The 21,694-nt window shown below is 71.6% G+C and carries 22 protein-coding genes; 12 read left to right on the forward strand and 10 right to left on the reverse strand.

Annotation, left to right across the window (positions count from 1 at the left end; genetic code table 11):
* Nucleotides 1-49 precede the first annotated feature (49 nt).
* Nucleotides 50-1,339, forward strand: coding sequence for a zinc-dependent metalloprotease (locus GA0070619_RS23390; RefSeq protein ID WP_172862106.1), 1,290 nt, complete (start codon nucleotides 50-52; stop codon nucleotides 1,337-1,339).
* A 162-nt stretch (nucleotides 1,340-1,501) separates the two neighbouring features.
* On the opposite strand, the gene GA0070619_RS23395 is transcribed toward GA0070619_RS23390, so the two are convergent.
* Both GA0070619_RS23395 and GA0070619_RS23400 read right to left on the reverse strand, forming a co-directional pair.
* Entirely contained in the window at nucleotides 1,502-2,110 is a 609-nt protein-coding gene (locus GA0070619_RS23395) for a glycosyltransferase family protein (protein WP_088950044.1), read from the reverse strand.
* Between the two features lie 303 nt (nucleotides 2,111-2,413).
* A complete protein-coding gene (locus tag GA0070619_RS23400; protein ID WP_088950045.1) occupies nucleotides 2,414-2,944 on the reverse strand; it encodes a M48 metallopeptidase family protein in 531 nt (176 codons plus the stop codon).
* Nucleotides 2,945-3,456: 512 nt separating this feature from the next.
* Between GA0070619_RS23400 and GA0070619_RS23405 the strand changes: the two genes are divergently transcribed.
* The 3 genes from GA0070619_RS23405 to GA0070619_RS23415 all read left to right on the forward strand — a co-directional run bounded on the left by GA0070619_RS23405 (nucleotide 3,457) and on the right by GA0070619_RS23415 (nucleotide 6,298).
* Nucleotides 3,457-3,627, forward strand: coding sequence for a DUF5679 domain-containing protein (locus GA0070619_RS23405; protein WP_167457767.1), 171 nt, complete (start codon nucleotides 3,457-3,459; stop codon nucleotides 3,625-3,627).
* 215 nt (nucleotides 3,628-3,842) lie between these two features.
* Nucleotides 3,843-4,955 carry a TOMM precursor leader peptide-binding protein gene (locus tag GA0070619_RS23410; protein WP_088951998.1) on the forward strand — a complete coding sequence of 371 codons (1,113 nt, stop codon included), beginning with the start codon at nucleotides 3,843-3,845 and terminating at the stop codon, nucleotides 4,953-4,955.
* The gene (locus GA0070619_RS23415; RefSeq protein WP_088950047.1) at nucleotides 4,952-6,298 is read left to right on the forward strand and encodes an ABC1 kinase family protein; all 1,347 of its coding nucleotides are present in this window, start codon (nucleotides 4,952-4,954) and stop codon (nucleotides 6,296-6,298) included. The genes GA0070619_RS23410 and GA0070619_RS23415 overlap by 4 nt, the downstream gene beginning before the upstream one ends.
* Before the next feature lie 293 nt (nucleotides 6,299-6,591).
* On the opposite strand, the gene GA0070619_RS23425 is transcribed toward GA0070619_RS23415, so the two are convergent.
* The 3 genes from GA0070619_RS23425 to GA0070619_RS23435 all read right to left on the reverse strand — a co-directional run bounded on the left by GA0070619_RS23425 (nucleotide 6,592) and on the right by GA0070619_RS23435 (nucleotide 9,631).
* Entirely contained in the window at nucleotides 6,592-6,957 is a 366-nt protein-coding gene (locus tag GA0070619_RS23425; RefSeq protein WP_088950048.1) for a WhiB family transcriptional regulator, read from the reverse strand.
* A gap of 131 nt (nucleotides 6,958-7,088) precedes the next feature.
* Complete coding sequence (locus tag GA0070619_RS23430; RefSeq protein WP_088950049.1) at nucleotides 7,089-7,337, reverse strand: hypothetical protein; 249 nt, start codon at nucleotides 7,335-7,337, stop codon at nucleotides 7,089-7,091.
* Between the two features lie 122 nt (nucleotides 7,338-7,459).
* A complete protein-coding gene (locus tag GA0070619_RS23435) occupies nucleotides 7,460-9,631 on the reverse strand; it encodes an ATP-dependent DNA helicase UvrD2 (RefSeq protein WP_088950050.1) in 2,172 nt (723 codons plus the stop codon).
* 92 nt (nucleotides 9,632-9,723) lie between these two features.
* Here GA0070619_RS23435 and GA0070619_RS23440 point away from each other — a divergent pair, with 92 nt between their 5' ends.
* Nucleotides 9,724-9,966, forward strand: a complete 243-nt coding sequence (locus GA0070619_RS23440) for a mycoredoxin (RefSeq protein ID WP_088952000.1) — start codon at nucleotides 9,724-9,726, stop codon at nucleotides 9,964-9,966.
* A 68-nt stretch (nucleotides 9,967-10,034) separates the two neighbouring features.
* Here the strand turns inward: GA0070619_RS23440 and GA0070619_RS23445 are convergent, their stop codons facing one another.
* Entirely contained in the window at nucleotides 10,035-11,327 is a 1,293-nt protein-coding gene (locus tag GA0070619_RS23445; protein WP_088950051.1) for an MFS transporter, read from the reverse strand.
* A 216-nt stretch (nucleotides 11,328-11,543) separates the two neighbouring features.
* On the opposite strand from GA0070619_RS23445, the gene GA0070619_RS23450 reads away from it, so the two are divergent.
* From GA0070619_RS23450 to GA0070619_RS23460, 3 genes are all read left to right on the forward strand, one after another.
* The gene (locus GA0070619_RS23450; RefSeq protein WP_088950052.1) at nucleotides 11,544-12,524 is read left to right on the forward strand and encodes a helix-turn-helix domain-containing protein; all 981 of its coding nucleotides are present in this window, start codon (nucleotides 11,544-11,546) and stop codon (nucleotides 12,522-12,524) included.
* Between the two features lie 78 nt (nucleotides 12,525-12,602).
* Nucleotides 12,603-12,842 (forward strand): DUF397 domain-containing protein, encoded by a 240-nt coding sequence (locus tag GA0070619_RS23455; RefSeq protein ID WP_088950053.1) that lies wholly within the window; start codon nucleotides 12,603-12,605, stop codon nucleotides 12,840-12,842.
* A gap of 213 nt (nucleotides 12,843-13,055) precedes the next feature.
* Entirely contained in the window at nucleotides 13,056-13,331 is a 276-nt protein-coding gene (locus tag GA0070619_RS23460) for a hypothetical protein (protein ID WP_088950054.1), read from the forward strand.
* A 128-nt stretch (nucleotides 13,332-13,459) separates the two neighbouring features.
* Here GA0070619_RS23460 and nudC read toward each other — a convergent pair whose 3' ends face one another.
* From nudC to GA0070619_RS23475, 3 genes are all read right to left on the reverse strand, one after another.
* Complete coding sequence (nudC, locus tag GA0070619_RS23465) at nucleotides 13,460-14,419, reverse strand: NAD(+) diphosphatase (protein WP_088950055.1); 960 nt, start codon at nucleotides 14,417-14,419, stop codon at nucleotides 13,460-13,462.
* Between the two features lie 76 nt (nucleotides 14,420-14,495).
* Complete coding sequence (locus tag GA0070619_RS23470) at nucleotides 14,496-15,836, reverse strand: M16 family metallopeptidase (protein ID WP_088950056.1); 1,341 nt, start codon at nucleotides 15,834-15,836, stop codon at nucleotides 14,496-14,498.
* A 55-nt stretch (nucleotides 15,837-15,891) separates the two neighbouring features.
* Nucleotides 15,892-17,202, reverse strand: a complete 1,311-nt coding sequence (locus GA0070619_RS23475; RefSeq protein ID WP_088950057.1) for a M16 family metallopeptidase — start codon at nucleotides 17,200-17,202, stop codon at nucleotides 15,892-15,894.
* Nucleotides 17,203-17,355: 153 nt separating this feature from the next.
* On the opposite strand from GA0070619_RS23475, the gene GA0070619_RS23480 reads away from it, so the two are divergent.
* Nucleotides 17,356-17,655, forward strand: a complete 300-nt coding sequence (locus GA0070619_RS23480) for a hypothetical protein (RefSeq protein WP_197699566.1) — start codon at nucleotides 17,356-17,358, stop codon at nucleotides 17,653-17,655.
* Nucleotides 17,656-17,687: 32 nt separating this feature from the next.
* Here the strand turns inward: GA0070619_RS23480 and GA0070619_RS23485 are convergent, their stop codons facing one another.
* Nucleotides 17,688-18,803 (reverse strand): LLM class flavin-dependent oxidoreductase, encoded by a 1,116-nt coding sequence (locus tag GA0070619_RS23485; protein WP_088950059.1) that lies wholly within the window; start codon nucleotides 18,801-18,803, stop codon nucleotides 17,688-17,690.
* A gap of 173 nt (nucleotides 18,804-18,976) precedes the next feature.
* On the opposite strand from GA0070619_RS23485, the gene GA0070619_RS23490 reads away from it, so the two are divergent.
* The 3 genes from GA0070619_RS23490 to GA0070619_RS23500 are packed head-to-tail and all read left to right on the forward strand — an operon-like array spanning nucleotide 18,977 to nucleotide 21,691.
* Nucleotides 18,977-20,041, forward strand: a complete 1,065-nt coding sequence (locus GA0070619_RS23490) for an ABC transporter substrate-binding protein (RefSeq protein ID WP_088950060.1) — start codon at nucleotides 18,977-18,979, stop codon at nucleotides 20,039-20,041.
* A complete protein-coding gene (locus GA0070619_RS23495; protein WP_088950061.1) occupies nucleotides 20,038-20,817 on the forward strand; it encodes an ABC transporter ATP-binding protein in 780 nt (259 codons plus the stop codon). Before GA0070619_RS23490 ends, GA0070619_RS23495 begins: the two co-directional genes overlap by 4 nt.
* On the forward strand, nucleotides 20,807-21,691 hold the full coding sequence (locus tag GA0070619_RS23500; protein ID WP_088950062.1) for an ABC transporter permease: 885 nt from the start codon (nucleotides 20,807-20,809) through the stop codon (nucleotides 21,689-21,691). The genes GA0070619_RS23495 and GA0070619_RS23500 overlap by 11 nt, the downstream gene beginning before the upstream one ends.
* Nucleotides 21,692-21,694 lie beyond the last annotated feature (3 nt).

The following is a 21,694-nucleotide window of genomic DNA, read 5'->3' on the forward strand; positions in this document are numbered from 1 at the left end:
CAACGCCAGCGGCGGCGACGTGGGGCGCGGCCCGCGTACCGTAGACGTCGTGCCTGATATTCCGTTCGGTTTCGCGCTCCCGGGTGGTCAACCACCAGACCCCAACGATCCCGCGCAGATGCAGCAGTTCATGTCGCAGTTGCAGCACCTGCTCTCCGCGCCGGGCAGCGGGCCGGTCAACTGGGACCTGGCCCGGCAGGTAGCAGCCAGCCAGCTCGCGGCCGCCGGCGACCCGGCGGTGTCACCGTATGAGCGCAACGCCGTCGAGGAGGCGCTGCGCCTGGCCGACCTGTGGTTGGAGCCGGCCTCGGCGTGGCCGTCCGGCATCCAGTCCCCGGTCGCCTGGAACCGCAATGAGTGGATCTTCAAGACGCTGGACGTGTGGCGCAAGCTCTGCGACCCGGTGGCCAGCCGCATGGTCGGCGCGATGGGCGACCTGGTGCCACCGGAGGCCCGCGCCCAACTCGGCCCGATGCAGTCGATGGTGGCCTCCCTCGGCGGCGCGCTCTTCGGCGGTCAGCTGGGCCAGGCCCTCGGTTCGCTCGCCGCGGAGGTGCTCTCCGCCGGCGACATCGGGCTGCCGCTCGGCCCGGCCGGCACGGCCGCGCTGATCCCGGCCAACATCCGGGCGTACGGCGAGGGCCTGGAGCTTCCCGAGGACGAGGTCCGCCTCTACGTGGCGCTGCGTGAGGCCGCCCACCAGCGGCTGTTCCAGCACGTCCCGTGGCTGCGCGGTCACGTGCTCAGCGCAGTCGAGATGTACGCCTCGGGCATCCGGGTCAACCGGGAAGCGATCGAGGAGGCGATGGGCCGGGTCGACCCGACCGACCCGGAGTCGATGCAGGCGATCGCCCTGGAGGGCATCTTCACACCGGAGGACACTCCGGCGCAGAAGGCATCCCTGGCCCGGCTGGAGACCGCACTCGCCCTGGTCGAGGGCTGGGTCTGCCACGTCGTGGACAGCGCCGCCAGCGACCGGCTGCCCAACGTCGTCCGGCTCGGTGAGGCGTTCCGCCGTCGCCGTGCCGCCGGTGGTCCCGCCGAGCAGACCTTCGCCGCACTCGTCGGCCTGGAGCTGCGCCCACGGCGCCTTCGCGAGGCCGCGGCACTCTGGGCGGCGCTCACCCAGCACCGTGGCATCGAGGGCCGCGACGCCGTGTGGGGCCACCCGGACCTGCTCCCGTCGGACGACGACTTCGCCGACCCGGTCGCCTTCGCGATGAACGACATGGACCTCAGCGAGCTGGACAGCTTCGACTTCACCGCTCCCGGTGGGGTGGAGGAGAAGTCCCCGGGCCAGCCCGACAAGACCGACGGCGAGGACGACACCAAGTCCTGAAACCTGGGTCGTGACGCCTGGAGTCGTGACGCCTGGGGTCGCGATGCCCTGGGGCCGTGATGCTTGAAGCCGGGTGCCCGCGCTGCTCGACGGCGGGCGCCCAGCGTGCAGGTGGCCCTGGATGGGCAGCAGGTGACGGCCCCCGGTCGGGAAGCGTGCGGGTCAGACGGGGCGGCCCGAGCCGGAGAGCAGGGCGCGGGTCGCCTCCCAACCCTCGAAGGCAGGGTCCAGCGTGGCCAGGTCGGCCGGGCCGCGCAGTCGCCGCCAGCCGGCGGTGACCGCCACGTCCCCCGGTCGAGGGGCACCGGAACGAACGTCCGTCGGCGTTGCCGTGTCCAGGTTCAGCGGGGGTAGCCAACCCGGCACGGGCAGCCGCACAGCCACCCCGAGCAGGCCCGGACCGCCGCCGTCGACCGGAGCCACCGCGACGGGTCGGGTGGTGAGCGGGCGCAGCAGCTTGCCGACAGTCAGCGCGGGCAGGTCAGGCACGTCCCCGACCAGCACCGCCGCCTGGTCGTAGCCCTTCAGCGCGGCGAACACGGCGTTCGGCGTCGGCTCGGCGACCTCGTAGACCGCGGTGCCGGGCCAGACCAGCGCGTCGGCGAGGGCTCGGTCGGCCGGCGTGACCGCGACGGCGATCTCCACCTCGTTGAGCGTGGCGAGCAGGTCGATGACGTCTTCCGCGAGCGCCGCTCGCCATTCGGCCCGGTCGACGCCCGGCGGCGACCAGGGAACCGGTCCGAGCAACGCCACTACCACCCGTCGTGCCACCCCCCGACCCTAGCGCCCACCCCGGCCGCCCCGACCACCCGCTCACTCGCACGGCCGCGTCGCGCCGAACAGCGACCCCGCACGCCCGACCACCCCGCAGGCCCCAGCACGCCGAACGGCCGTCTCGGACGGCGCGCGCGGGCATGATCGACTCGGGTTCATGGAAGTCGCGGTGTCCGCAGGGCATCGATAGCGCGGTTTTCAGGAAGGCGAGTGGATCTAGGCCGACCGCGCTCTCCAACGAGGCGCGGGGCTTTCCGAAGGGCTCGGCGCGCGACAGCCCGGAGACTCGGGGTCTGTGGATCAGGTGGGGAGCGGTGCGCAGGAGGCAGCGGCCACGCCTTCGAGGTAGCCGCGGGCGCGTTCCGCCTTCGGGTAGCGGCCGACCAACGCCCAGAACCGGGCGTTGTGGCTGGGCACGATGAGGTGCGCCAACTCGTGCAGCAGCACGTAGTCGATCACCCAGTCGGGCATTTCCTGAACGCGGTGCGAGATTCGGATGCTGCGGTCGGCAGGCGTGCAGGAGCCCCACCGGCCGTTCTGGTTGGTGACCCATCGGACGCTGGCCGGCACGGCCTTCGCGGGGTATTCGGCCAGGTAGAGCTCGATGAGCCGGCGCGCCCGGGCCAGCAGCTCGGCGTCGGAGCGGGCCAGGCGCCCCTCCCGGGCGGCGAGCCGGGCGAGCATGCGGTCGACCCACTCGCTCTCCTCGGCTCGGGAGAACTGGTCCGGGATGAGGACGACGACCCGCTCACCGTCACGGTACGCAGACACCGTGCGTCGTCGGCGCTGGCTGCGCCGCACCTCGACGACCGGCTTGCGCGTCCCCGCCATCACTGGCCCGCGCAGCCTCGGCTACGTGTCACGAAGGAAAGCTAATGCGTACTGACCAGGGGTCCGCAAGGGTCAACCACGCGACACGCGCCCAGAAAATGGTGATTGGTCGCCAGGCGTCCGGAAAATTTCTTGACGACGGCCCCGCCACGCCATCTCGTCACCCTTCGTGAACGCCGATGGCGGTGTCGCACGACGCCTCTCCACCGTAGGTGATCACCGGCCGGAGGCCGCGCCGGGGGCACTCGCACGGGTGGCTGTGAGGGTTTGGTCGGCGTGTCCCCGCCAAACTGACTTATCCGACCTATTTCGCCATGCACACTCTCGACGTCGACTTGCTCACAGTGTCGATGCACAGCTGACATGGAACTGCCCAGACCTGGGTAGGGTCCGCGAACCAGCGGTCACGAAGGTGGCCGCGGAGTGAGACCCAGCGCCGGCGCCCCGTGTGGCCCGCCGCCGGGCACCCCGCCGGGACGGCATTGACCGGCGGACGAGACGAGGAGGGCACCGTGGCCGACCAGGCCCAGACGACCTACAACGGTTACTGCGTCAAGTGCAAGGAGAAGCGGGACTTCGAGGGGCACGTCGAGGTCTCGAAGACCGGAATGAACATGGCCAAGGGCAAGTGTCCGGTTTGCGGGACAACAGTGAACCGCATCCTGGGCAAGGCCAAGGTCTGACCGTACGGGTGACGGGGGCGGGGTGGCCGGTGGTCACCCCGCCCCGTTGCCGTCCTGGGCGGTCGGCGGGTCGTCGACCGCCTGTCGGGTGACCGACAGCCTCGTCGGCAGCCTGTGGAAAACCCGGCAAAGCCTGTGGACAACGCTGGACAGCGGCCTGGGCGCCTGTGGACAACGATCGACCGAACGCGAAGTCACGGTCACGATTGGTGACCATGAGTCGCACCGTACTGCCCCGTCCCACGCTGCTGCCCGGCCTCAACCGGCTCTGGCGGGACCGGCACACCCTCCAGCTCGGCGTCGGCCCGGGGCCCGCCGTGCTGCTGGAGCTGGCCAATCCCCGAGCCGCCCATCTGCTCGACCTGCTCGACGGCACCCGCAGCGAACGCGCCGTCCTGACGCAGGCGGCCACCGTCCGGGTCACCGCCGACGAGGCACGTACGCTGCTCGACGCCCTGCGTACGGCCGGCCTGCTGGTGCCCGCGCACAGCCTGCTCCCCCGTGACCTGGCCGGCCCGGTCCGCGCCCGGCTGGCGGCGGAGGCCGGCGCGCTGGCCCTGGCCGCCGCTCGACTGCCCGGCACCCCCGCACAGGTCCTGCGCCGTCGGCGGACCACCCGGGTCGTGCTCACCGGCTCCGGGGCGCTCGGCGGGCCGCTGACGGTGGCGTTGGCCCAGGCCGGCGTAGGGCAGGTGATCCCTCACCTCACCGGCCCGGTCCGCCCCGTCGACCTGGTCGGCACGGGCATCCCCGCCACCGAGCTGGGTCACCCGCTGGCACCGGCCGTGCGGGCGGCGGTCAACCGCGTCGCACCGGGCACCGGCACCCAGCGGGGCCGGTCCACCCGGGTGGACCTGGTGATCCAGCTCGGCACGGACCGGCCACCCGCGCTGGTGGCCGCCGGTCTGGCCCAACGCCGGCAGCCACACCTGCTGGTCACGCTGCGCGAGGGCGTACCGGTCGTCGGGCCGCTGGTCCGCCCACCGGCCGGGCCCTGCCTGCACTGCGTCGAGCTGCACCGGGCCGACCGCGACCCGGACTGGCCGCGGCTCGCCGCCCAGCTCGCCGCCACCGACCCGGTCGCCGCCGGCGCGACCAGCACCCTGCTGGCAGCCATCGGGTACGCGCTGGCCGAGGCGCTGACGCAGCTCGACGGCGGTCAGCCGGAGACCCTCGGTGGGGCCATGGAGATCACTGGCGCGGGCCGCTTCCGCCGTCGGGGCTGGCCGCCACACCCGGCGTGCGGGTGCTCGCGAGGTCGAGTGTCCGCACCAGCCCGGCCGCAGAGCAGCAGCGGAGCCCTCCGGTCGGTAACAATGACCGTGTGACCGACATACCGCGCCGCGCCGTGTCCCGCACCGCCAAGCTCGCCGCCCTGCCGCTCGGCTTCGCCGGCCGGACCGTTCTCGGCATGGGAAAGCGCGTCACCGGGCTCGCCTCCGACGTGATCTCCGCGGAGATCCAGCAGCGCACCGCCGAGCAGCTGTTCAGCGTGTTGGGCCAGCTCAAGGGTGGGGCGATGAAGTTCGGCCAGGCGCTGTCGGTCTTCGAGGCGGCACTGCCGGAGGAGATCGCCGCGCCCTACCGCCAGGCGCTCACGAAGCTCCAGGAGGCGGCACCACCGCTGCCGGTCGCCAGCGTGCACAAGGTGCTGGCCGAGCAGCTCGGCCCCGACTGGCGGGACCTGTTCGTCGAGTTCAACGACACCCCGGCCGCCGCCGCCAGCATCGGCCAGGTGCACCGGGCACGGTGGCGGGAACCGGGATTCGACGAGTCCGGCGCACCGAACAGCCGCGACGTGGCGGTCAAGATCCAATATCCGGGCGCCGGTGAAGCTCTGCTCTCCGACCTCAAGCAGCTCTCCCGGCTGGGCGGGATGTTCCGGGCCATCCAACCCGGTCTGGACGTCAAGCCGCTCCTGGTCGAGCTGCGCGAGCGGATCACCGAGGAACTGGACTACGAGCTGGAGGCCGAGTCGCAGCGCGCCTTCGCGGCCGCGTACGCCGACGACCCGGAGATCTACATCCCGCAGGTGATCAACGCGGCACCCCGGGTGCTGGTCACCGAGTGGGTGACGGGCACCCCGTTGGCCGACATCATCCGCGAGGGCACCGAGGAGGAGCGGGACGAGGCGGGCCGGTTGATGGCCACCCTGCACCTCTCCGCTCCGCAGCGGGCCGGGTTGCTGCACGCCGACCCGCACCCGGGAAACTTCCGGCTGCTGCCCGACGGGCGACTCGGGGTGATCGACTTCGGCGCGGTGGCCCGGATGCCGGAGGGCACGCCGGAGCCGATCGGTCGCATCGCCGCGATGGCGCTGCGCGGCGACGCCGACGAGGTGGTGGCGGGGCTGCGCTCGGAGGGGTTCATCGGCGCCACCGAGCAGATCGACGCCGAGGGGGTGCTCGACTTCATCCGTCCGATGCTGGAGCCCATCGCGGCGGACGGGTTCCGGTTCACCCGGGCCTGGCTGCGGGCCGAGGCGGGTCGACTCGCCAGCCCGCGCTCCCCCACGTACCAGCTGAGCAGGCAGCTCAACCTGCCGCCGTCGTACCTGCTGATCCACCGGGTGACGCTCGGCTCGATCGGAATTCTCTGCCAGTTGGAGGCGAAGGCTCCGTACCGCAGCATCCTGGAGCGTTGGCTGCCCGGCTTCGCCCCGGTCGCCTGAGGACGTCCAGAAGGGCGGGTGCCGGTCGGCACCCGCCCTTCTGTGTGCGGTGGTACTAGAGAACGCCCAGGTCGCGTGCCGTCTGGTTGCGGCTGTTCATGGCGACGGTACGGGCGGATCGGGTTGCCTCAGTGCTCGTGGTGGTACGACCGGCCTGAGGCCGGCGCATTCGAGCCCGGGACAACGCTTCGTGGAGTAGTTGCATCTCGAAGGCTCCACTCGGGACGTTGAACATCGTCTTCTCACTCACTGCCGGTGTGACACCGGCGTAGTTGGTACGGATCGGGAACACGTCAGGCTGCCAGCCGGACCGCGCCACGCACCTCGGACAGCCCACTGGCCGCCAGGCGCGCCTCGGCCTCGACCCGAAGCTCGGCGTCACGAGCGACGTCCTCCTTACGCGGACGGCCACGGGGCCGCTTACGCGGGACGACCGCGCCACGCTCGAAGATCTCGCCGCCCCAGACGCCCCACGGCTCCGCTCGCTCAACGGCTCCGGCCAGGCATTCGACGCGCAGCGGGCAGTCCCCGCAGAGCGACTTGGCCAGCTCGAGCTCGGTGGGCGAGTCGGAGAACCACAGGTCAGGGTCGAACTTCCGGCAGGGCAGGTTCGCCTCCATCTCGATGCTCATGTCGAGTGGGGCCAACGCCAGACTCATCTCCCGGTCACCTCTCTCTCACATTCGATCTTGTGGATCGCATTCCGACGTACTTACGGCGGGCAAAAAACTGAGGCCGCGGATCCCGGTAAGCGGGTTCCGCGGCCTCGAGGTGAGCCGGTGTCTGATGATCAGACCGGTTTACCTCGAGGTGGAACGCCGCGGACATCCATGCGCTTCTTGGCGACCTGGATGCCATTGCCCGTGAAGCCACTGGTCCCCTCGACTCCGACTGGTGCGAGGGTCAGGCTCAGCTCGGTCTGAACCTGGTGCACCTGCGGAACCGACGGTCGTGCAGCCGTGAGGGCCACCCGGACAGCCGACAGCGGAGCGTGGACAGACGGCATCACCGCCAGACGCTCATAGGTGAAAATCTTCACGGGACCCACCTCCCTCACGTTCCTCGGATCGACTGGACCAACCCCCGTGAGCAGCCGGAATGGCGCCGCTCGCGTGGTGTGTCCTGAGGCTATTCCTCGCGCCGGGGCGAGGGCAAACGAATTTACGACGAGATTTCGAAAGTTTTCTCAGGGCAGACATCGTCCACCCCCGCGCCCCCCACCAGCGCCAGCACCGACTCCCCGTAGAGGCCCAGCTTGCGGGGGCCGATACCGGCGATGGCGATCAGTTCCTCCGACCGCTCGGGCCGCCGCTCGGCCAGCGCGATCAGCGTCGCGTCGGTGAACACCACGTAGGCGGGGACCTTCTGCGCCCCGGCCACCCGCTGCCGCCACTCGCGCAGCCGTTCGTGCAGCTCATCGTCGATGTCGGACGGGCAGGTGGGGCACCGACCCAGCTTGCGGTCCGGGCCGGCGAGCAGGGTGGCGCCGCAGATCCGGCAGGAGACGATCTGGGTTCGACGCCGCTCGGTGCGTTTGGCCGCCGGACCGGTGCCGCCGCCGGACGCCCGTTCGGTGCCGCCGGAGCGGTCCAGCTGGGGCAGGAACCGCGACGGCCGCCGGGCCCGTCCGCCCGGCGAGCGTGCTGCGGCGTACGACAGCCAGAGCCACTGCCGCGCTCGGGTGATCCCGACGTAGAGCAGCCGACGCTCCTCCTCGACCTGCTCGACGGTCTTGGCGTACGTGGTGGGCATGGTGCCCTCGGCGAGGCCGACCAGGAAGACCGCGTCCCACTCCAGCCCCTTGGCGGAGTGCAGCGAGGCGAGGGTCACCCCGTCCACAGTCGGTACGTGCTGCTGGGCGGCCCGGCGGGCGAGCTCCTCGGTGAAGTCGGTGAGCGTGACGGGACGTTCCACCGACGCGGCCTCGCCGATCGGCACCACCTCGGGGCTGGCCGCGTACTCCTCGGAGAGCTGGACCAGCGCGGACAGCGCCTCCCACCGCTCGCGGGCGGCGCCACCGGCCGGGGGTGCGTCCGGGGCCCAGCCGACCGCGGTGAGCGCCTCGACGACGGCGGCCGGCAACGGCGTCTCCCCGGGGATCGAGCGGGTGGCGGCGCGAAGCGCGACCATCGCCTGGCGTACCTCGGTCCGCTCGAAGAACCGCTCGGCGCCCTGCACGACGTACGGCACCGCGGCCTCGGTGAGCGCCTTCTCGTACGCCTCGGACTGCGCGTTGACCCGGAACAGCACGGCGATCTCCTTCGCCGGCGTGCCCGCGTCGATCAGGGCGCGGCAGCGCGCGGCCACCGCGTTCGCCTCGGCCGGCTCGTCGGTGAAGATCCGCAGGTCCGGCTCGGGGCCGGGTGGGCGCTGCCCGCTCAGCTCCAGCCGCAACCGCGCCTCGGTGCCCCGGGCCTGGGAGATCACCGCGTTGGCCAGCCCGACCACCTGCGGGGTGGAGCGGTAGTCGCGGACCAGCCGGACCACCGTGGCGTTGCGGTGCCGGCGGGGGAAGTCGACCAGGTACGCCGAGGTGGCCCCGGTGAACGAGTAGATCGTCTGGCTGGCGTCGCCGACCACGGTCAGGTCGTTGCGGCCGGCCAGCCAGGCGTCCAGCAACCGCTGCTGGAGTGGGTTGACGTCCTGGTACTCGTCGACCACGAAGTGCCGGTACTGGGTGCGGATCTGCTCGCCGACGTCCGGGTGCTCCTCGATGCCCCACACCGCGGCACGCAGCATGTCCTCGAAGTCGATCACGCCGTTCGAGCGTTTGAGCTGCTCGTACGCGGTGAACACCTCGGCCACCTTCGCCGGCTCGTGCGGTGTGTCGCGCAGCGCCCGGGCGGCGGCCACCACGTAGTCCGTCGGCTCGACCAGCGACGACTTGGCCCACTCGATCTCGCCGGCCAGGTCGCGCGCGGCGGCCCGGTCGGTGCGCAGGCCGACCCGGGCCGCAGCGAGGGTGACCAGCCGCACCTTGCTGTCCAGCAGCTCGGGCATGGCCCGGCCGGACAGCAGGCGGGGCGCGAAGTACCGCACCTGCCGCAACGCAGCGGCGTGGAAGGTCCGCGCCTGGACACCGTGCGCCCCGAGCAGAGTGAGACGGTGTCGCATCTCGGCGGCGGCACGGGCGGTGAAGGTGACCGCGAGCACGTGCCGGGGGGATATCTCACCGGAGAGTGCCCGGTGGGCGATCCGGGAGGTGATCGCCCTGGTCTTGCCGGTGCCGGCGCCGGCAAGGATGCAGACCGGGCCGGCGGGCGCGGTCACCGCGGAGCGCTGCTCAGGGTCCAGCCCGGCGAGCACGTGTTCCGACGCTGAGTGAACCGCCACAACCAGGAATCATCTCAGCTCCCCTCAGCGTTGCAGCGAACAGCCTCGGCTTGATCCGCAAGCCGCGGCCGGAGGAGTTGGAGGATCCGACCATGTTGACGATGTATTCCACCCCCTGGTGCGGCTACTGCCACCGGCTGAAGTCGCAGCTCGACCGGGAGGGCATCGGTTACGAGGTGGTCGACATCGAGCAGGACCCGAAGGCCGCGGAGTTCGTGATGAGCGTCAACGGCGGCAACCAGACGGTGCCGACCCTGCGCTTCGACGACGGCAGCGCCCTGACGAATCCCTCGATCACCCAGGTCAAGCAGCACCTGGAGACCCTCACCGCCTGACCGGCCAGATGACCGTCGACGAGCGGCCGCCCCACTCGGGGCGGCCGCTCGTCGTGTTCCGAGGTCGGTCATCGTGGAGGCGGAAGGTGGGTGCCGGTCGCCAGCGGCCGGTCGGCGTCCTCTGCCGGTCGCCGGGGTGCCGGGAGCACCGGGAGGGCCGGCGTGGGCGGGCGGGTGCCGGGCGGCGCGCTCAGGTGCCGGCCCCGCCAGAGGTAGCCACCGGCGATCAGGGTGGCCACCCCGACCAGCGCGAAGAGCAGCCGGTAGTCCAGGAACCCGACCAGCAGGGCGCCCGCCCCGATGGAGAACGCCTGCGGGCCGCTGACCACCGCCTGCGTGGCCGCGGCGACCCGGCCGACCAGCGTGGGCGGGGTCCGACGCTGGATCAGCGTGTGCAGCCCGACCATCGTCAGCGGGAGCGAGACGCCGGCCAGCAGCACCGCCGCAAACCCGAGCCGGATGTCGGGGTACGCGAGCGCGAGCGCGGCCGGGGAGAAGAACGCGACACCGGCGGCCAGTGTGCCGACCTCACCGAGCCTGCGGACCAGCGCCGGTGAGCAGAGCCCGCCGAGCAGCCCGCCCACGCCCTGCACGGTGACCAGCACGCCCACGAACGCGGCATCCCGGTTCAACCCCTGGTCGACGTACGCGAAGATGAGCGACTCGCTGAAGCCCATCACCAGTGATCCCAGGCCGTAGCCGAGCAGTGCCCGGCGCAGGGCGGGCTCGCCGGCCAGGTGCCGCAGGCCCGCGCCCAGCTCGGCTGGCCAGCGCAGCCGCACGGGCGGTGGTGCCTGCTGCGGAGTGGGTAGGGCGGTGACCACCGCCGCAGCGGTCAGAAATCCGACGATCCCGATCCCGGCCAGCGCCCACCCACCGAGCGCCGCGTAGAGCGCCGCGCCGGCCAGCGGACCGATCAGCCGCATCCCCTGCCGTACGGTCTGGAGCAGGCCGTTCGCCTCGGCCAGCAGCCCGACCGGCACCATCTCCCGGATCAGCCCGCTGAGCGCCGCGCCGAGCGTGATGGACGACAGCCCGTAGAGGGCGGCCACCAGGTAGACGATCCAGACGTCGCCCGCGTGCCGGACGGCGAACAACGGGGTGAGCAGGGCGGCGGTGAGCACGTTCGCGGCCAGGAAGAACGGCCGACGCGGGTACCGGTCGACGAACCAGCCGACCAGCGGTGCCAGCATCATCGGCGCGATGACGGCGAAGATCGTGGCACCGGCCAGCCCGTTCGAGCCGGTCAGATCCTTGACCCAGATGGCGAGCGCGAGCAGCAGGATCGACTCGGCGGTCATGCTGGCCAGCAGACCGCCGAAGAGCAGGCGGAAGTCGGGTCGGCGCAGGATCGTGCGCATGGGTCCCTCCGGCGGGATGGCCTGCCCGGCTGGGCGAGGTCGACGTGGGCCGCGACCGCGGGTCCGTCATCGTCCGGCATTCCCGTGGTCCGATTTTTGCAGGACACGCCCCCGCCGGAACCTCCGACACCGGTCGCGCCGTCCATACTGACCGTGGGGGGCGAATTTCATACAGTTACCGTCGCGCCAGCGGCGGTCGACGGGAAAGAGGACACTGTGCCTCCTGCCGCACCCAGCCCGATCCTGCGTCGTCGCCGATTGGGCGTCGAGCTGCGCCGCCTGCGTGAGGCCGCGGGCCTCACCGGCGACCAGGTGATCGAGCGTATCGGTTGGGCCTCCGCGTCCAAACTGTCCCGCCTGGAGAACGGCCGCAGCCGACCGGACCCGCAGGACGTCGGCGACCTGTTGGATCTCTACGGCGTCGACCAGGCGGTGCACGACGAGTTGCTCGGCATCACCAGCGAGGCCGGCGACATGCGCGGCTGGTTGAAGAACTTCCCGGTGATGACGCAGCAGCAGCGCAGTTGGGCCGAGCTGGAGGCGGGCTGCGCCGAGATCTCCGAATACAACCCGGTGCTGGTGCCCGGCCTGTTGCAGACCCCGGGCTACGCCCAGGTCCGGATCGTCTCCGCCCGGCAGGTGGGCGCGGGCGCGGGCGAGCCCGAGCCCGACGACGAGCCGGAGACCGAGGTGCAGGCGCGGATGGCCCGTCAGTCGTTGCTGACCCGTGAGCCGCACGCGCCCCGCTACACCGCAGTGCTGGAGGAGGCCGCTCTCGGCCGCCGCGCCGGGCCGCCCGAGGTGCTGCACGAACAACTGCTCCAGCTCTGTGAGCTGGCCCTGCTGCCGAACGTGACGCTGCACGTGCTGCTTCGCGACACCCAGATCGGCAATTGGTACCTCCCGCCGACCGCGTTCTCGGTCTACCGGTTCGCCGATCCTCTCGATCCGGAGACATTGGCCATCGAAGGTGGCTTCACCGACGTCATGTCGACCGAGGCAATCGCGCTAAATCGCTATAAAGTGGTGTTCGAGTGGCTATGCACGTCGGCACTGAACGCCGAGGACACCCTCTCCTGGCTGATCGAGTCAACGGGACGGCTGACCGAGGCGGCGCCCCCATCCACAGTGGCGTTCGGGCCGGCAACGGCGCCGACCCAGCGCCGCCGGGCCTCGGGGCGGCTGACGGATCGGTGATCCACGGGGGACCGACCCTCCGTCGGGGCGTGCGGCACCACTCGTCCCATCGGATCGCTTCACATCAGGAGCAGAACCATGAATGACATCCGTAACACGCCGTCCGTCTCCGCTCACTCGCTGGCGGATGCCCCGTGGCGTACCAGCACACGCAGCCAGACCTCCAACTGCGTGGAGGTCGCCCCACTCAACGCCGGTCCGTCGGCGGTCGCACTGCGCGACAGCAAGGACCGAGGCGGCCCGGTGCTGCTGTTCAACCGCGCAGGGTGGCTCGGTTTCATCACCGGAGCCAAGAAGGGCCAGTTCGATCTGAACTGATCCGGTGACAGGTACGGGGCCGTCGGCGCACTGCCGGCGGCCCCGTCGCTGTACGCGCCCCTCCACCCCACTGAGCTGCATCGGCTGATCGGACGACGCTCCGAACCGATAGGCGCGTTTCAGTTGCTGGGACGAACACGGGGCGTAACATGGCCCTCGGATACGTGGAACTTCCACACTGGCTTATCCACCGCGGCTCATCCGGAGACCCTCATGCGGTTCCTGATCGTTCGCACCGACATCCGCGCCGTCGCCGACGGGGACATCGCCGCTGCCTGGGCAGACGGCCACCGACTCCGCGACGAGACGACCACCCCCGAGCCACGACGGCAGACCGTGCACGCCGAGGACCGGGACGCCGCACTGCTGCTGGCCCGCGCTCTGGCCACTGTCGGCGCGGTCCGCGCCGGCAAGCAACGGGTCAAGGTCGTACCGCTGATCGAGCCCCGCGCGGCCTTCCGACACAGACCGGGCCGCAACGGCACCTGACTCGACAAGACGTCCGTCGTGGTCGGATCGGCTCCCCCGCCGCGTTTATCGCACCCACCAACCACGACGGCCCGTGTTCCCGGCCCGTGACCGCCGCGGCAACGGCGGCCACGGGTCGGGACCGTGCTTCACCGGTCGGCGTCCACCCAGCCGTCCAGCCACCGGTGGATGAGGAACAACGCGATCGACGACGGCGGCGGCAGGATCAGCTGGGCACCGTCACCCACGTCCACCGTCCGCCCGGCCAGCGCCGCCCCGATCTCCCGGCGCGAGAACCACCGGGCGTACGCGATCTCGGACGGGTCGACCCGCACCGGATCGTCCGGGTTCGCGGTGGCCAGGAAGCCCAGCATCAGCGAGCCGGGGAACGGCCACGCCTGGCTGCCCACGTACCCGATGCGCTCGACCCCGATGCCCACCTCCTCGCGGACCTCGCGCAGCACGGCGGCCTCCGCCGACTCGCCGGGCTCGACGTAGCCGGCCAGGCAGGAATAGCGCCGGCCGCCCGGGGTGCCCGGCCAACCGGCGTTGTTGCCGAGCAGGCAGCGACCGTCCGGGCCATCCACACCGTCGTGCACCAGCACGATCATCGCCGGGTCGGTACGCGGCCAGATCCGCCCACCGTTACGGTCCACCCGGGACCAACCCGCCTCGTCCATCGCGGTCGGCGCCCCGGTGCTCGTCGAGTAGCCGTGCCGGGTGTGCCAGTTGAGCAGCGCCAACGCCGTGGTGAAGATGCCGGCCTCCCGGTCGGCCAGCAGGTGGCCCACCTCGCGCAGGTTGACCGCGCGGGTCCCCGGCAACGCCGGCAGCGGCGCGTCGACCGCGAAGACCGGCACCCCGTCCGGTTCGACACCGAGGAACATCGCCGTCGACTCGGACCCGGCCGGCACGTCGGCCGCACCGAACAGCACCAACACCGGTGGCGACGTGTCGGTGCGGGCCAACGTGCGACCCTCGTCGGTCGAGTCGAGCAGCAGCACCCGGCCACGCAGCCACGCCTCGGTCAGCCACTGCGAGTCGCCCCGCCGGTGGGCAGCCCGATCCAGCGTGGACCGCGCCAACGGCGGCGCCGCCTCCCCACTCACGCCAGCGCTCCGCTTCGCTCCACGCCGCCGTGAGACGGCCCACTGCTGAGCCCCATGGCTCGCTCGCTGCGCTCGCTCACTGTTTCGGCTCGGTGTGGACCGGAGTCAGCGCGGCGAGGCCCGGGGTGACCCGCTCGGCGTCACCGAGCACCACGATCGCCGCCCGAGCCGGTGCCAGGTACCGGGCGCCGGCACGCGCGACATCGTCGATGCTCGCCTTCGCCAACCTCGCCGCATACTCGGCGAGGAAGTCGAGGCGCAGCCCGTTGCCCGCGTACGCGCTGGTCAACGCCGCCAACCCGGCCTGGGTGGACATGCCGAGCTGGAGAGTGCCCAGGGCGTACTGACGGGCCTGCTCCAACTCCTCGGGCTTCGGTGGCAGCGACGCCAACCGGCCCAACTCGTACGTCGTCTCCAGCAGCGCCGGCCCGGTGACCTCGGTGGCCACCTCGGCGGAGGCCACCAGGACCGACCCGGCCACGGAGTGCTCGATCCCCGAGTGCGGGCCGTACGTGTAGCCCTTGTCCTCGCGGATGTTCTCCACCCAACGGGAGGAGAAGTAACCGCCGAAGATCAGGTTGGCCAGTTGCAGCGGGGCGTGGTCGGGGTCGGTGCGGGACACGGCCGGAAGCGCGATCCGCAGCGAGGACTGCACCGAGCCCGGACGGTCGACCAGCAGCAGTGGGCCCGGCTCCAGCGGCGGCGTCGCCGGCAGCTCGGCCACACGCCCGGCGCCGGCCCAACCGCCGAGCGCCCGCTCGGCGGCGTCCAGGGCCTTCTCCGGCTGCACGTCACCGACCAGCACCAACTGCGCGCCGGCCGGGTGGACCCGCTCCGCGTGCAGGGTGCGCAACGCCGCCGGTCGGACGGCGCGGATCTGGCCCGGCTCCGGGGTCTGCGTCGCGTACGGGTGCCGGCCGTAGATCCGCTTCAGCAGCGCCTCCCGGGCCAGATGCGCCGGCTGGCTCTGCGCCACCTGGATCCGGTCGACCAGTCGGTCCCGTTCGGTGGCCACCTCGTCGCTCGGGTAGCTGGCGCTGGTCAGCACCTCGGCCAGCAGCTCCAGCATCCGGTCCAGGCCGGTGACCAGCCCGGCGCCCGAGAGCATCAGCCGGTCCGGGTCGACGCCCGCGGAGAGCCCGCCACCCACCTTCTGCAACTCGGCGGCGAGCTGCACGCTCGTCATCGTCTCGGTGCCGGAGAGCATCGTCTGCGAGAGCATCGCGCCGCGAGCCAGATGCACCCGACCGAACGGAACCCAGAGCCGCAACTCGACCAGCGGCACGGCGGGCCGGCGTACGGCGATCACGGTGAGACCGTTGCGCAGCGTACGTTCGGCCTGCTTGGGCACCTTGAGCTTGCGGGTCGGCCCCAGCGGCGGCAGCGTACGCGGCCCGGGAGCGGTGGTCGTAGTCACTGTGCCACCTTCGTTCGCGACTGCGGGGCTCGCAAAACCGGCTCACTCCTCGCGCTCACCGGGCGCCTCCGGCAATGACCTCGATGGCGGCCCGGCGCTCCGGCCGCAGAGTGGCCGCGGCGGCCCGGACCTGGTCCTCGGTGACGTCGCCGACCAGCCGGGGCAACTCGTTGAGCAGGCCCGGTTCGCCGCGTTGCTGCTCCAGCACGGCCATCTGCAGCGCCCGACCGAGAACCGCGTCGGTGTCCCGCAGCAGATGGGTCGCCATCCGGGCCTGGGTGCGGGCCAGCTCACCGTCGGTCAGCCCGTCGGTGGCCAGCCGGTCCAACTCCTCGTCGATGGTGCGCAGCACCTTGTCCACGTCGCCCCCGGGCGGCAGATGCGCCTGCAACAGCAGCGCTGTGGGGTCGCGGACGTCGAACGGGTCACCCATGAAGCCGAGGTATCCGCCGAGGCTGGTCACCGTGCGGTCGCGCTGCACCAGCCGCTCGACCAGCCGCGACGCGTCGCCGTCGGTGAGCACCTCGGCCAGCACCACGTACGGCAGGTAGCCGGCGAAGTCGGTGACCGGGTCGGGCACGCGCCACGCGCCGGCCACGGCCGGCAGCGGCGCCAGGGCATCGGTGTACGAGGTGCGCCGCTCGGCGGTCAGCTCGGGCTCGGTGAAGTCGGGCCGTTTCGGCGCCGGTCGGGCTGGCACGTCACCGAAGTGCCGGGTGACCAGCTCGGTCGCCTCGGCCACGTCGATGTCACCGCTGACGGCGAGGACCGCGTTGCCGCTGGCGTAGTAGCGGCGGAAGAAGTCCGCAGCGTCGGCGACGGTCGCCGACTCCAGGTCGTCGAAGGAGCCGTAGCCGTCGTGCGCGTTCGGGAAGGTGTCGAACATGACCGGCGGCAGGGTCAGCCAGGGGAAGCCGCCGTACGGCCGGTTGAGGACGTTGACCCGGATCTCCTCCTTGACCACGTCGACCTGGTTGCGCAGGTTCTCCTCGGTCAGTCGGGGGCCACGCATCCGGTCCGCCTCCAGGAACAGCGCGCGTTCCAGCGCATTGCTCGGCAGCGTCTCGAAGTAGTCGGTGTAGTCCAGGTGGGTGGAGCCGTTGAAGGTGCCACCAGCGCCCTGCACGTGCCGGAAGTGGGCCAGCTTCTCCAGGTTTTCCGAACCCTGGAACATGAGGTGCTCGAAGAGATGGGCGAAGCCCGTGCGCCCCTCCGGCTCCGAGCGGATGCCGACGTCGTAGACCACCGCCACCCCGATCACCGGGGCACTGCGATCAGGGGTGAGCACCACCCGCAGGCCGTTGTCGAGGGTGAACCGCTCGACCGGATACTTCGTCGCTGGAATTCTGGATCTCCGCGCCGCCACGGGATCGACCCTAGCGCGTCGACACCCCCGCCACCCGCGACCTCCCGGAGCCGCCGCCACCGCGAGGGTGAGACGGCGGGTGCGTCGGGCGGTGGGGGTGACATCCGGAACCGGTGGGAAGCGGGCGACCGGCCGTGCGGGGACAATGGGGAGATGAAACGAGAGACACGCCTGATGCGGTTGACCGGGGCGCGCGCGAGCGGCGCGGCGGCGACGGGCGCGGCGGCGACCGGCGCGCGGGCTACCGGCGCGGCGGCGACCGGCGCGCGCGCTGTGGGAGCGGCGTCGCTCGGCGCCCTCGCCGTGGGGGCGGTGGCCGTCGGGGCCGTGGCCGTCGGGGCGCTGGTCATCGGGCGGCTGGCGATCCGCCGGGCGGTCGTGCGGGAGCTGCGCGTCGGCCGGTTGGAGATCGACGAGCTGGTGGTACACAACCGACCCACCGCCGAGGGATAACCCGCGCCGGCGCGGACCGCGTCGAGGGAGGCTTACCGCGCCCCCACGCGCCGTTCATCACCCGCCACGTGATGCCGCTCGGGTGTTGGGCGGACACGGGGCAGCACCTCGGCGCCGACCCGCTCGGCCTCCTCCCGGTGCGGCCAGCCGGAGAGGACGAACTCGTCGACGCCGAGTGCCGCGTACTCGTCGATGCGGGCCGCCACCTCGGCGTAGCTGCCGACCAGCGCGGTGCCGGCGCCCTCGCGGACCAGGCCGACGCCGGCCCAGAGATTCGGCGCGACGGTGAGCCCGTCGGTGCGACCGGCGTTGAGCGCGGCCATCCGGGCCTGACCCACCGAGTCCATCCGGCGGAACCTGGCCTGTGCGGCGGCGATCCGCTCGGGACTCATCCCGGCAAGCAGCCGGTCGGCCTCCGCCCACGCCTCGGCGCCGGTGGGTCGGGCGATGACGTGCAGCCGCAGACCGGTGCGCAGGGTGCGGCCCTGCTCGGCGGCGAGCGCCCGGACCCGGGCGACCCGGGCGGCGATCGACGTCGGCGGTTCGCCCCACATCAGGTACACGTCGGCCTGTCGGGCGGCCACCGTCTCGGCGGCCGGGGACGCGCCGCCGAAGTAGACCGGCGGTGGCTCGGCGAGCGGGGTGGCCAGGCCGCCCTGGTCGACCCGGTAGTGCCTCCCGGCGTAGTCGAAGGGCCGGCCGGCCCAGGCGCGGCGGAGCGCCTCGATGAACTCTCCGGTGCGCGCGTAGCGGTCGTCGTGCCCGAGGAAGTCGCCGTACGCCCGCTGCTCGGCCGGGTCGCCGCCGGTGACGATGTTGAGCGACAGCCGGCCACCGGAGACGGCCTGGAACGCCTCGGCCTGTTGGGCGATCAGGGTGGGCAGCGCGAAGCCGGCCCGAACGGCGACCAGCATGCCGAGCCGCTCGGTGTGCTGGGCGACCGCCGCGCAGACGATCCACGGGTCGGGGCAGCCGGCGCCCACGGGCGTGAGCACGGCGGTGAAGCCGTGCGTCTCGGCGGCCCGGCCGACCTCGGCCAGGTAGGCCACGGTGGCGGCCCGGTCGTGCCGGGCGGCGCCCGCGCTGACGGTGGCGGCACCGACCTGGTCGCCGTCGCCAGAGGTGGGCAGGAACCAATGGAAGCTCATCGCGAATTCGCCTCTCTGCCGATCACCGAGTCCGGTTTAACCTAGCAAGCTGGTAGGAAATACCGACATAACTGAGACGCGTCATCCCGCCATGTGGATGGGTCTTGACGCTGACCGCGGCCTGGCCCAGTCTTCCTACCAACTAAGTAGGAATACTGCGGATTGGATGGACGATGAGACGGCTTCCCATGCGCCGGTTGGTCACCCTGGCCACTCTCGCCGCCCTCGGTGCGGCGACCCTGGGCAGCACCGCCGCGTGCGGCGACGACAGCGAGGGCACGGGCGGCAGCTCCGGCCCGGTGACGCTGCGCCTCGGCTACTTCCCCAACATCACGCACGCGCCGGCCGTCGTCGGCGTGGAGAAGGGCATCTTCACCGAGAAGCTCGGCGCCGACGTCAAGCTGGACCCGAAGACCTTCAACGCCGGCCCGGCCGCCATCGAGGCCGTCTTCTCCGGTGCGCTGGACGCCACCTACATCGGTCCGAACCCGACAGTGAACGCCTTCTCCAAGTCCAAGGGTGAGGCCGTCCGGGTCATCTCCGGCGCGGCATCCGGCGGCGTGGCGCTGGTGGTCAAGCCCGGCATCGCCGGCGCGCAGGACCTGAAGGGCAAGAAGATCGCAACCCCGCAGCTGGGCAACACCCAGGACGTGGCGATCCGCTACTGGCTCAAGCAGCAGGGTCTGACCACCACCAAGGAGGGTGGCGGCGACGTCAAGATTGTCCCGCAGGAGAACGCCCAGACGGTCGAGACGTTCAACAGCGGCGCGATCGACGGTGCCTGGGTGCCCGAGCCGTTCGTCTCCCGCCTGGTCAACGCCGGCGGCAAGGTGCTCGTCGACGAGCGCGACCTGTGGCCGGACAAGAAGTTCGTCATCACCAACCTGCTGGTCAGCACGAAGTTCCTCAAGGCACACCCGGACGTGGTGCAGAAGCTGGTCGACGGTCAGGTGGCCGCGAACGAGTTCGTCAACACCAAGCCCGAGGAAGCTCAGCAGGCCATCTCCGAGGCGATCGGCAAGATCACGGGAAAGCCGCTGGACCTGAAGCTCATCAAGCAGGCGTGGCCGACGTTGGAATTTACCAACGACCCGATCGCGACCTCGCTCAAGGCCGGCCTCGACCACGCCGTCGAGGTCAAGCTGACCGAACCGGTCGACCTCAAGGGCCTGTACGACCTCAAGTACCTCAACAACGCCCTCAAGTCGCAGGGCAAGCCCGAGGTCGTCCAGCCATGACGTCGACCACGACGACGCCGCAGAGCGCGACCACCGCGGTCGCGCTCTCCGGCGTGACCAAGGTGTACGGGCGCGGGCCGAACGCCGTCCTGGCCCTCGACGGTGTGTCGCTGGACGTCGCACCCGGCGAGTTCGTCTGCCTGGTCGGTGCCTCCGGCTGCGGCAAGAGCACCCTGCTGAACCTGGTCGCTGGGCTGGACCGGCCCAGCGGCGGTCAGATCACGCTGGCCGGCGACGCCAACCCGGGGCTGATGTTCCAGGAACCGGCGCTGTTTCCCTGGCTGACCGTCGACGGCAACGTCGAGGTGCCGCTGAAGCTGCGTCGGCTGCCCCGGGCCGAGCGGCGCGAGCGGGTCGCCGAGTTGCTGCGTACGGTGCACCTGGCCGACTTCGGCCGCAAGCGCCCCCACGAGCTCTCCGGGGGCATGCGGCAACGGGTCGCGTTGGCGCGCACGCTGGCCCTGGACACGCCGGTGCTGCTGATGGACGAGCCGTTCGGCGCACTGGACGCGATGACCCGGGACATCCTGCACGACGAGCTGGAACGCATCTGGTCCGAGCGGAACCTCTCGGTGCTCTTCGTGACGCACAACGTCCGCGAGGCCGCCCGACTGGCCGACCGGATCATCCTGCTCTCCAGCCGTCCCGGCCGGATCATCTACTCCACCGAGGTGGACATCCCGCGCCCCCGACGGATCGACTCCCCCGAGGTCGCCGCCATCGCCGCCGAGGTCACCGAGCGGCTCCGTACGGAGGTGGGCCGCCATGGCCAGTGACACCCTGACCAACACGGCGCGTACCGACGCGCAGATCTCCGGCCTGGACGCGCTGGAGATCGCCGGCCGGGATCCGGAGGTTTCCCGGGGTTCCCGGTTCTGGGCGGCCACCTGGCCCAAGCTCGCCGCGCTGGCCATCGCCATCCTGGCCTGGCAGCTGGTGGTCTGGTCGGGTTGGAAGCCGCCGTACTCGCTGCCGGGGCCGCTGGAGGTCGGCCGCGAGCTGGTCAACCAGGCACAGGGCCCGCAGCTCTGGGAGGGCCTGGTCACGACGTTGCGGCGGGCCGCCGTCGGCTATGTCTTCTCGGTCGCGGTCGGCCTGCTGCTGGGCCTGGCGGTGGCCCGGTCCAAGGTGCTCCGGGCCGCCATCGGCTCGATGATCACGGCGTTGCAGACCATGCCGTCGATCGCCTGGTTCCCGCTGGCCATCCTGCTGTTCGAGCTGAGCGAGAAGGCGATCTTCTTCGTGGTGGTACTCGGCGCGGCGCCGTCCATCGCCAACGGCGTGATCTCCGGTGTGGACTACGTGCCACCGCTGCTGCTGCGCGCCGGTCGCAACCTGGGCGCTCGGGGGCTCAACCTCTACCGGTACGTCATCGCGCCGGCCGCCCTTCCGGCGATCGTCGCCGGGCTCAAGCAGGGCTGGGCGTTCTCCTGGCGCAGCCTGATGGCCGGTGAGCTGATCGTGGTCGGCATCTCGCAGACTTCGCTCGGCGCGCAGCTGACCTACTCCCGCGAACTGTCCGACGCACCCTGGCTGCTCTCCACCATGATCGTCATCCTGGTGCTCGGCCTCGGCGTGGATGCCGCCTTCGGCGCGGCGGACAAGGCGATCCGGCGGCGCTGGGGCGTGCTCGACCAGGCGGGCAACTGACCC

The sequence above is a fragment of the Micromonospora zamorensis genome, from assembly GCF_900090275.1.
Lineage (GTDB): Bacteria > Actinomycetota > Actinomycetes > Mycobacteriales > Micromonosporaceae > Micromonospora > Micromonospora zamorensis.

Excerpts from the sequence above, each read along its gene's own strand:
- GA0070619_RS23445 (WP_088950051.1), bottom strand. The coding sequence starts at position 11,327 with ATGCGCACGATCCTGCGCCGACCCGACTTCCGCCTGCTCTTCGGCGGT.
- GA0070619_RS23455 (WP_088950053.1), top strand. The coding sequence starts at position 12,603 with ATGAATGACATCCGTAACACGCCGTCCGTCTCCGCTCACTCGCTGGCG.
- GA0070619_RS23500 (WP_088950062.1), top strand. The coding sequence starts at position 20,807 with ATGGCCAGTGACACCCTGACCAACACGGCGCGTACCGACGCGCAGATC.
- GA0070619_RS23400 (WP_088950045.1), bottom strand. The coding sequence starts at position 2,944 with ATGGCGGGGACGCGCAAGCCGGTCGTCGAGGTGCGGCGCAGCCAGCGC.
- GA0070619_RS23490 (WP_088950060.1), top strand. The coding sequence starts at position 18,977 with ATGAGACGGCTTCCCATGCGCCGGTTGGTCACCCTGGCCACTCTCGCC.
- GA0070619_RS23495 (WP_088950061.1), top strand. The coding sequence starts at position 20,038 with ATGACGTCGACCACGACGACGCCGCAGAGCGCGACCACCGCGGTCGCG.
- GA0070619_RS23440 (WP_088952000.1), top strand. The coding sequence starts at position 9,724 with ATGTTGACGATGTATTCCACCCCCTGGTGCGGCTACTGCCACCGGCTG.
- GA0070619_RS23410 (WP_088951998.1), top strand. The coding sequence starts at position 3,843 with ATGAGTCGCACCGTACTGCCCCGTCCCACGCTGCTGCCCGGCCTCAAC.
- GA0070619_RS23425 (WP_088950048.1), bottom strand. The coding sequence starts at position 6,957 with ATGAGTCTGGCGTTGGCCCCACTCGACATGAGCATCGAGATGGAGGCG.
- GA0070619_RS23460 (WP_088950054.1), top strand. The coding sequence starts at position 13,056 with ATGCGGTTCCTGATCGTTCGCACCGACATCCGCGCCGTCGCCGACGGG.
- GA0070619_RS23480 (WP_197699566.1), top strand. The coding sequence starts at position 17,356 with ATGAAACGAGAGACACGCCTGATGCGGTTGACCGGGGCGCGCGCGAGC.
- GA0070619_RS23485 (WP_088950059.1), bottom strand. The coding sequence starts at position 18,803 with ATGAGCTTCCATTGGTTCCTGCCCACCTCTGGCGACGGCGACCAGGTC.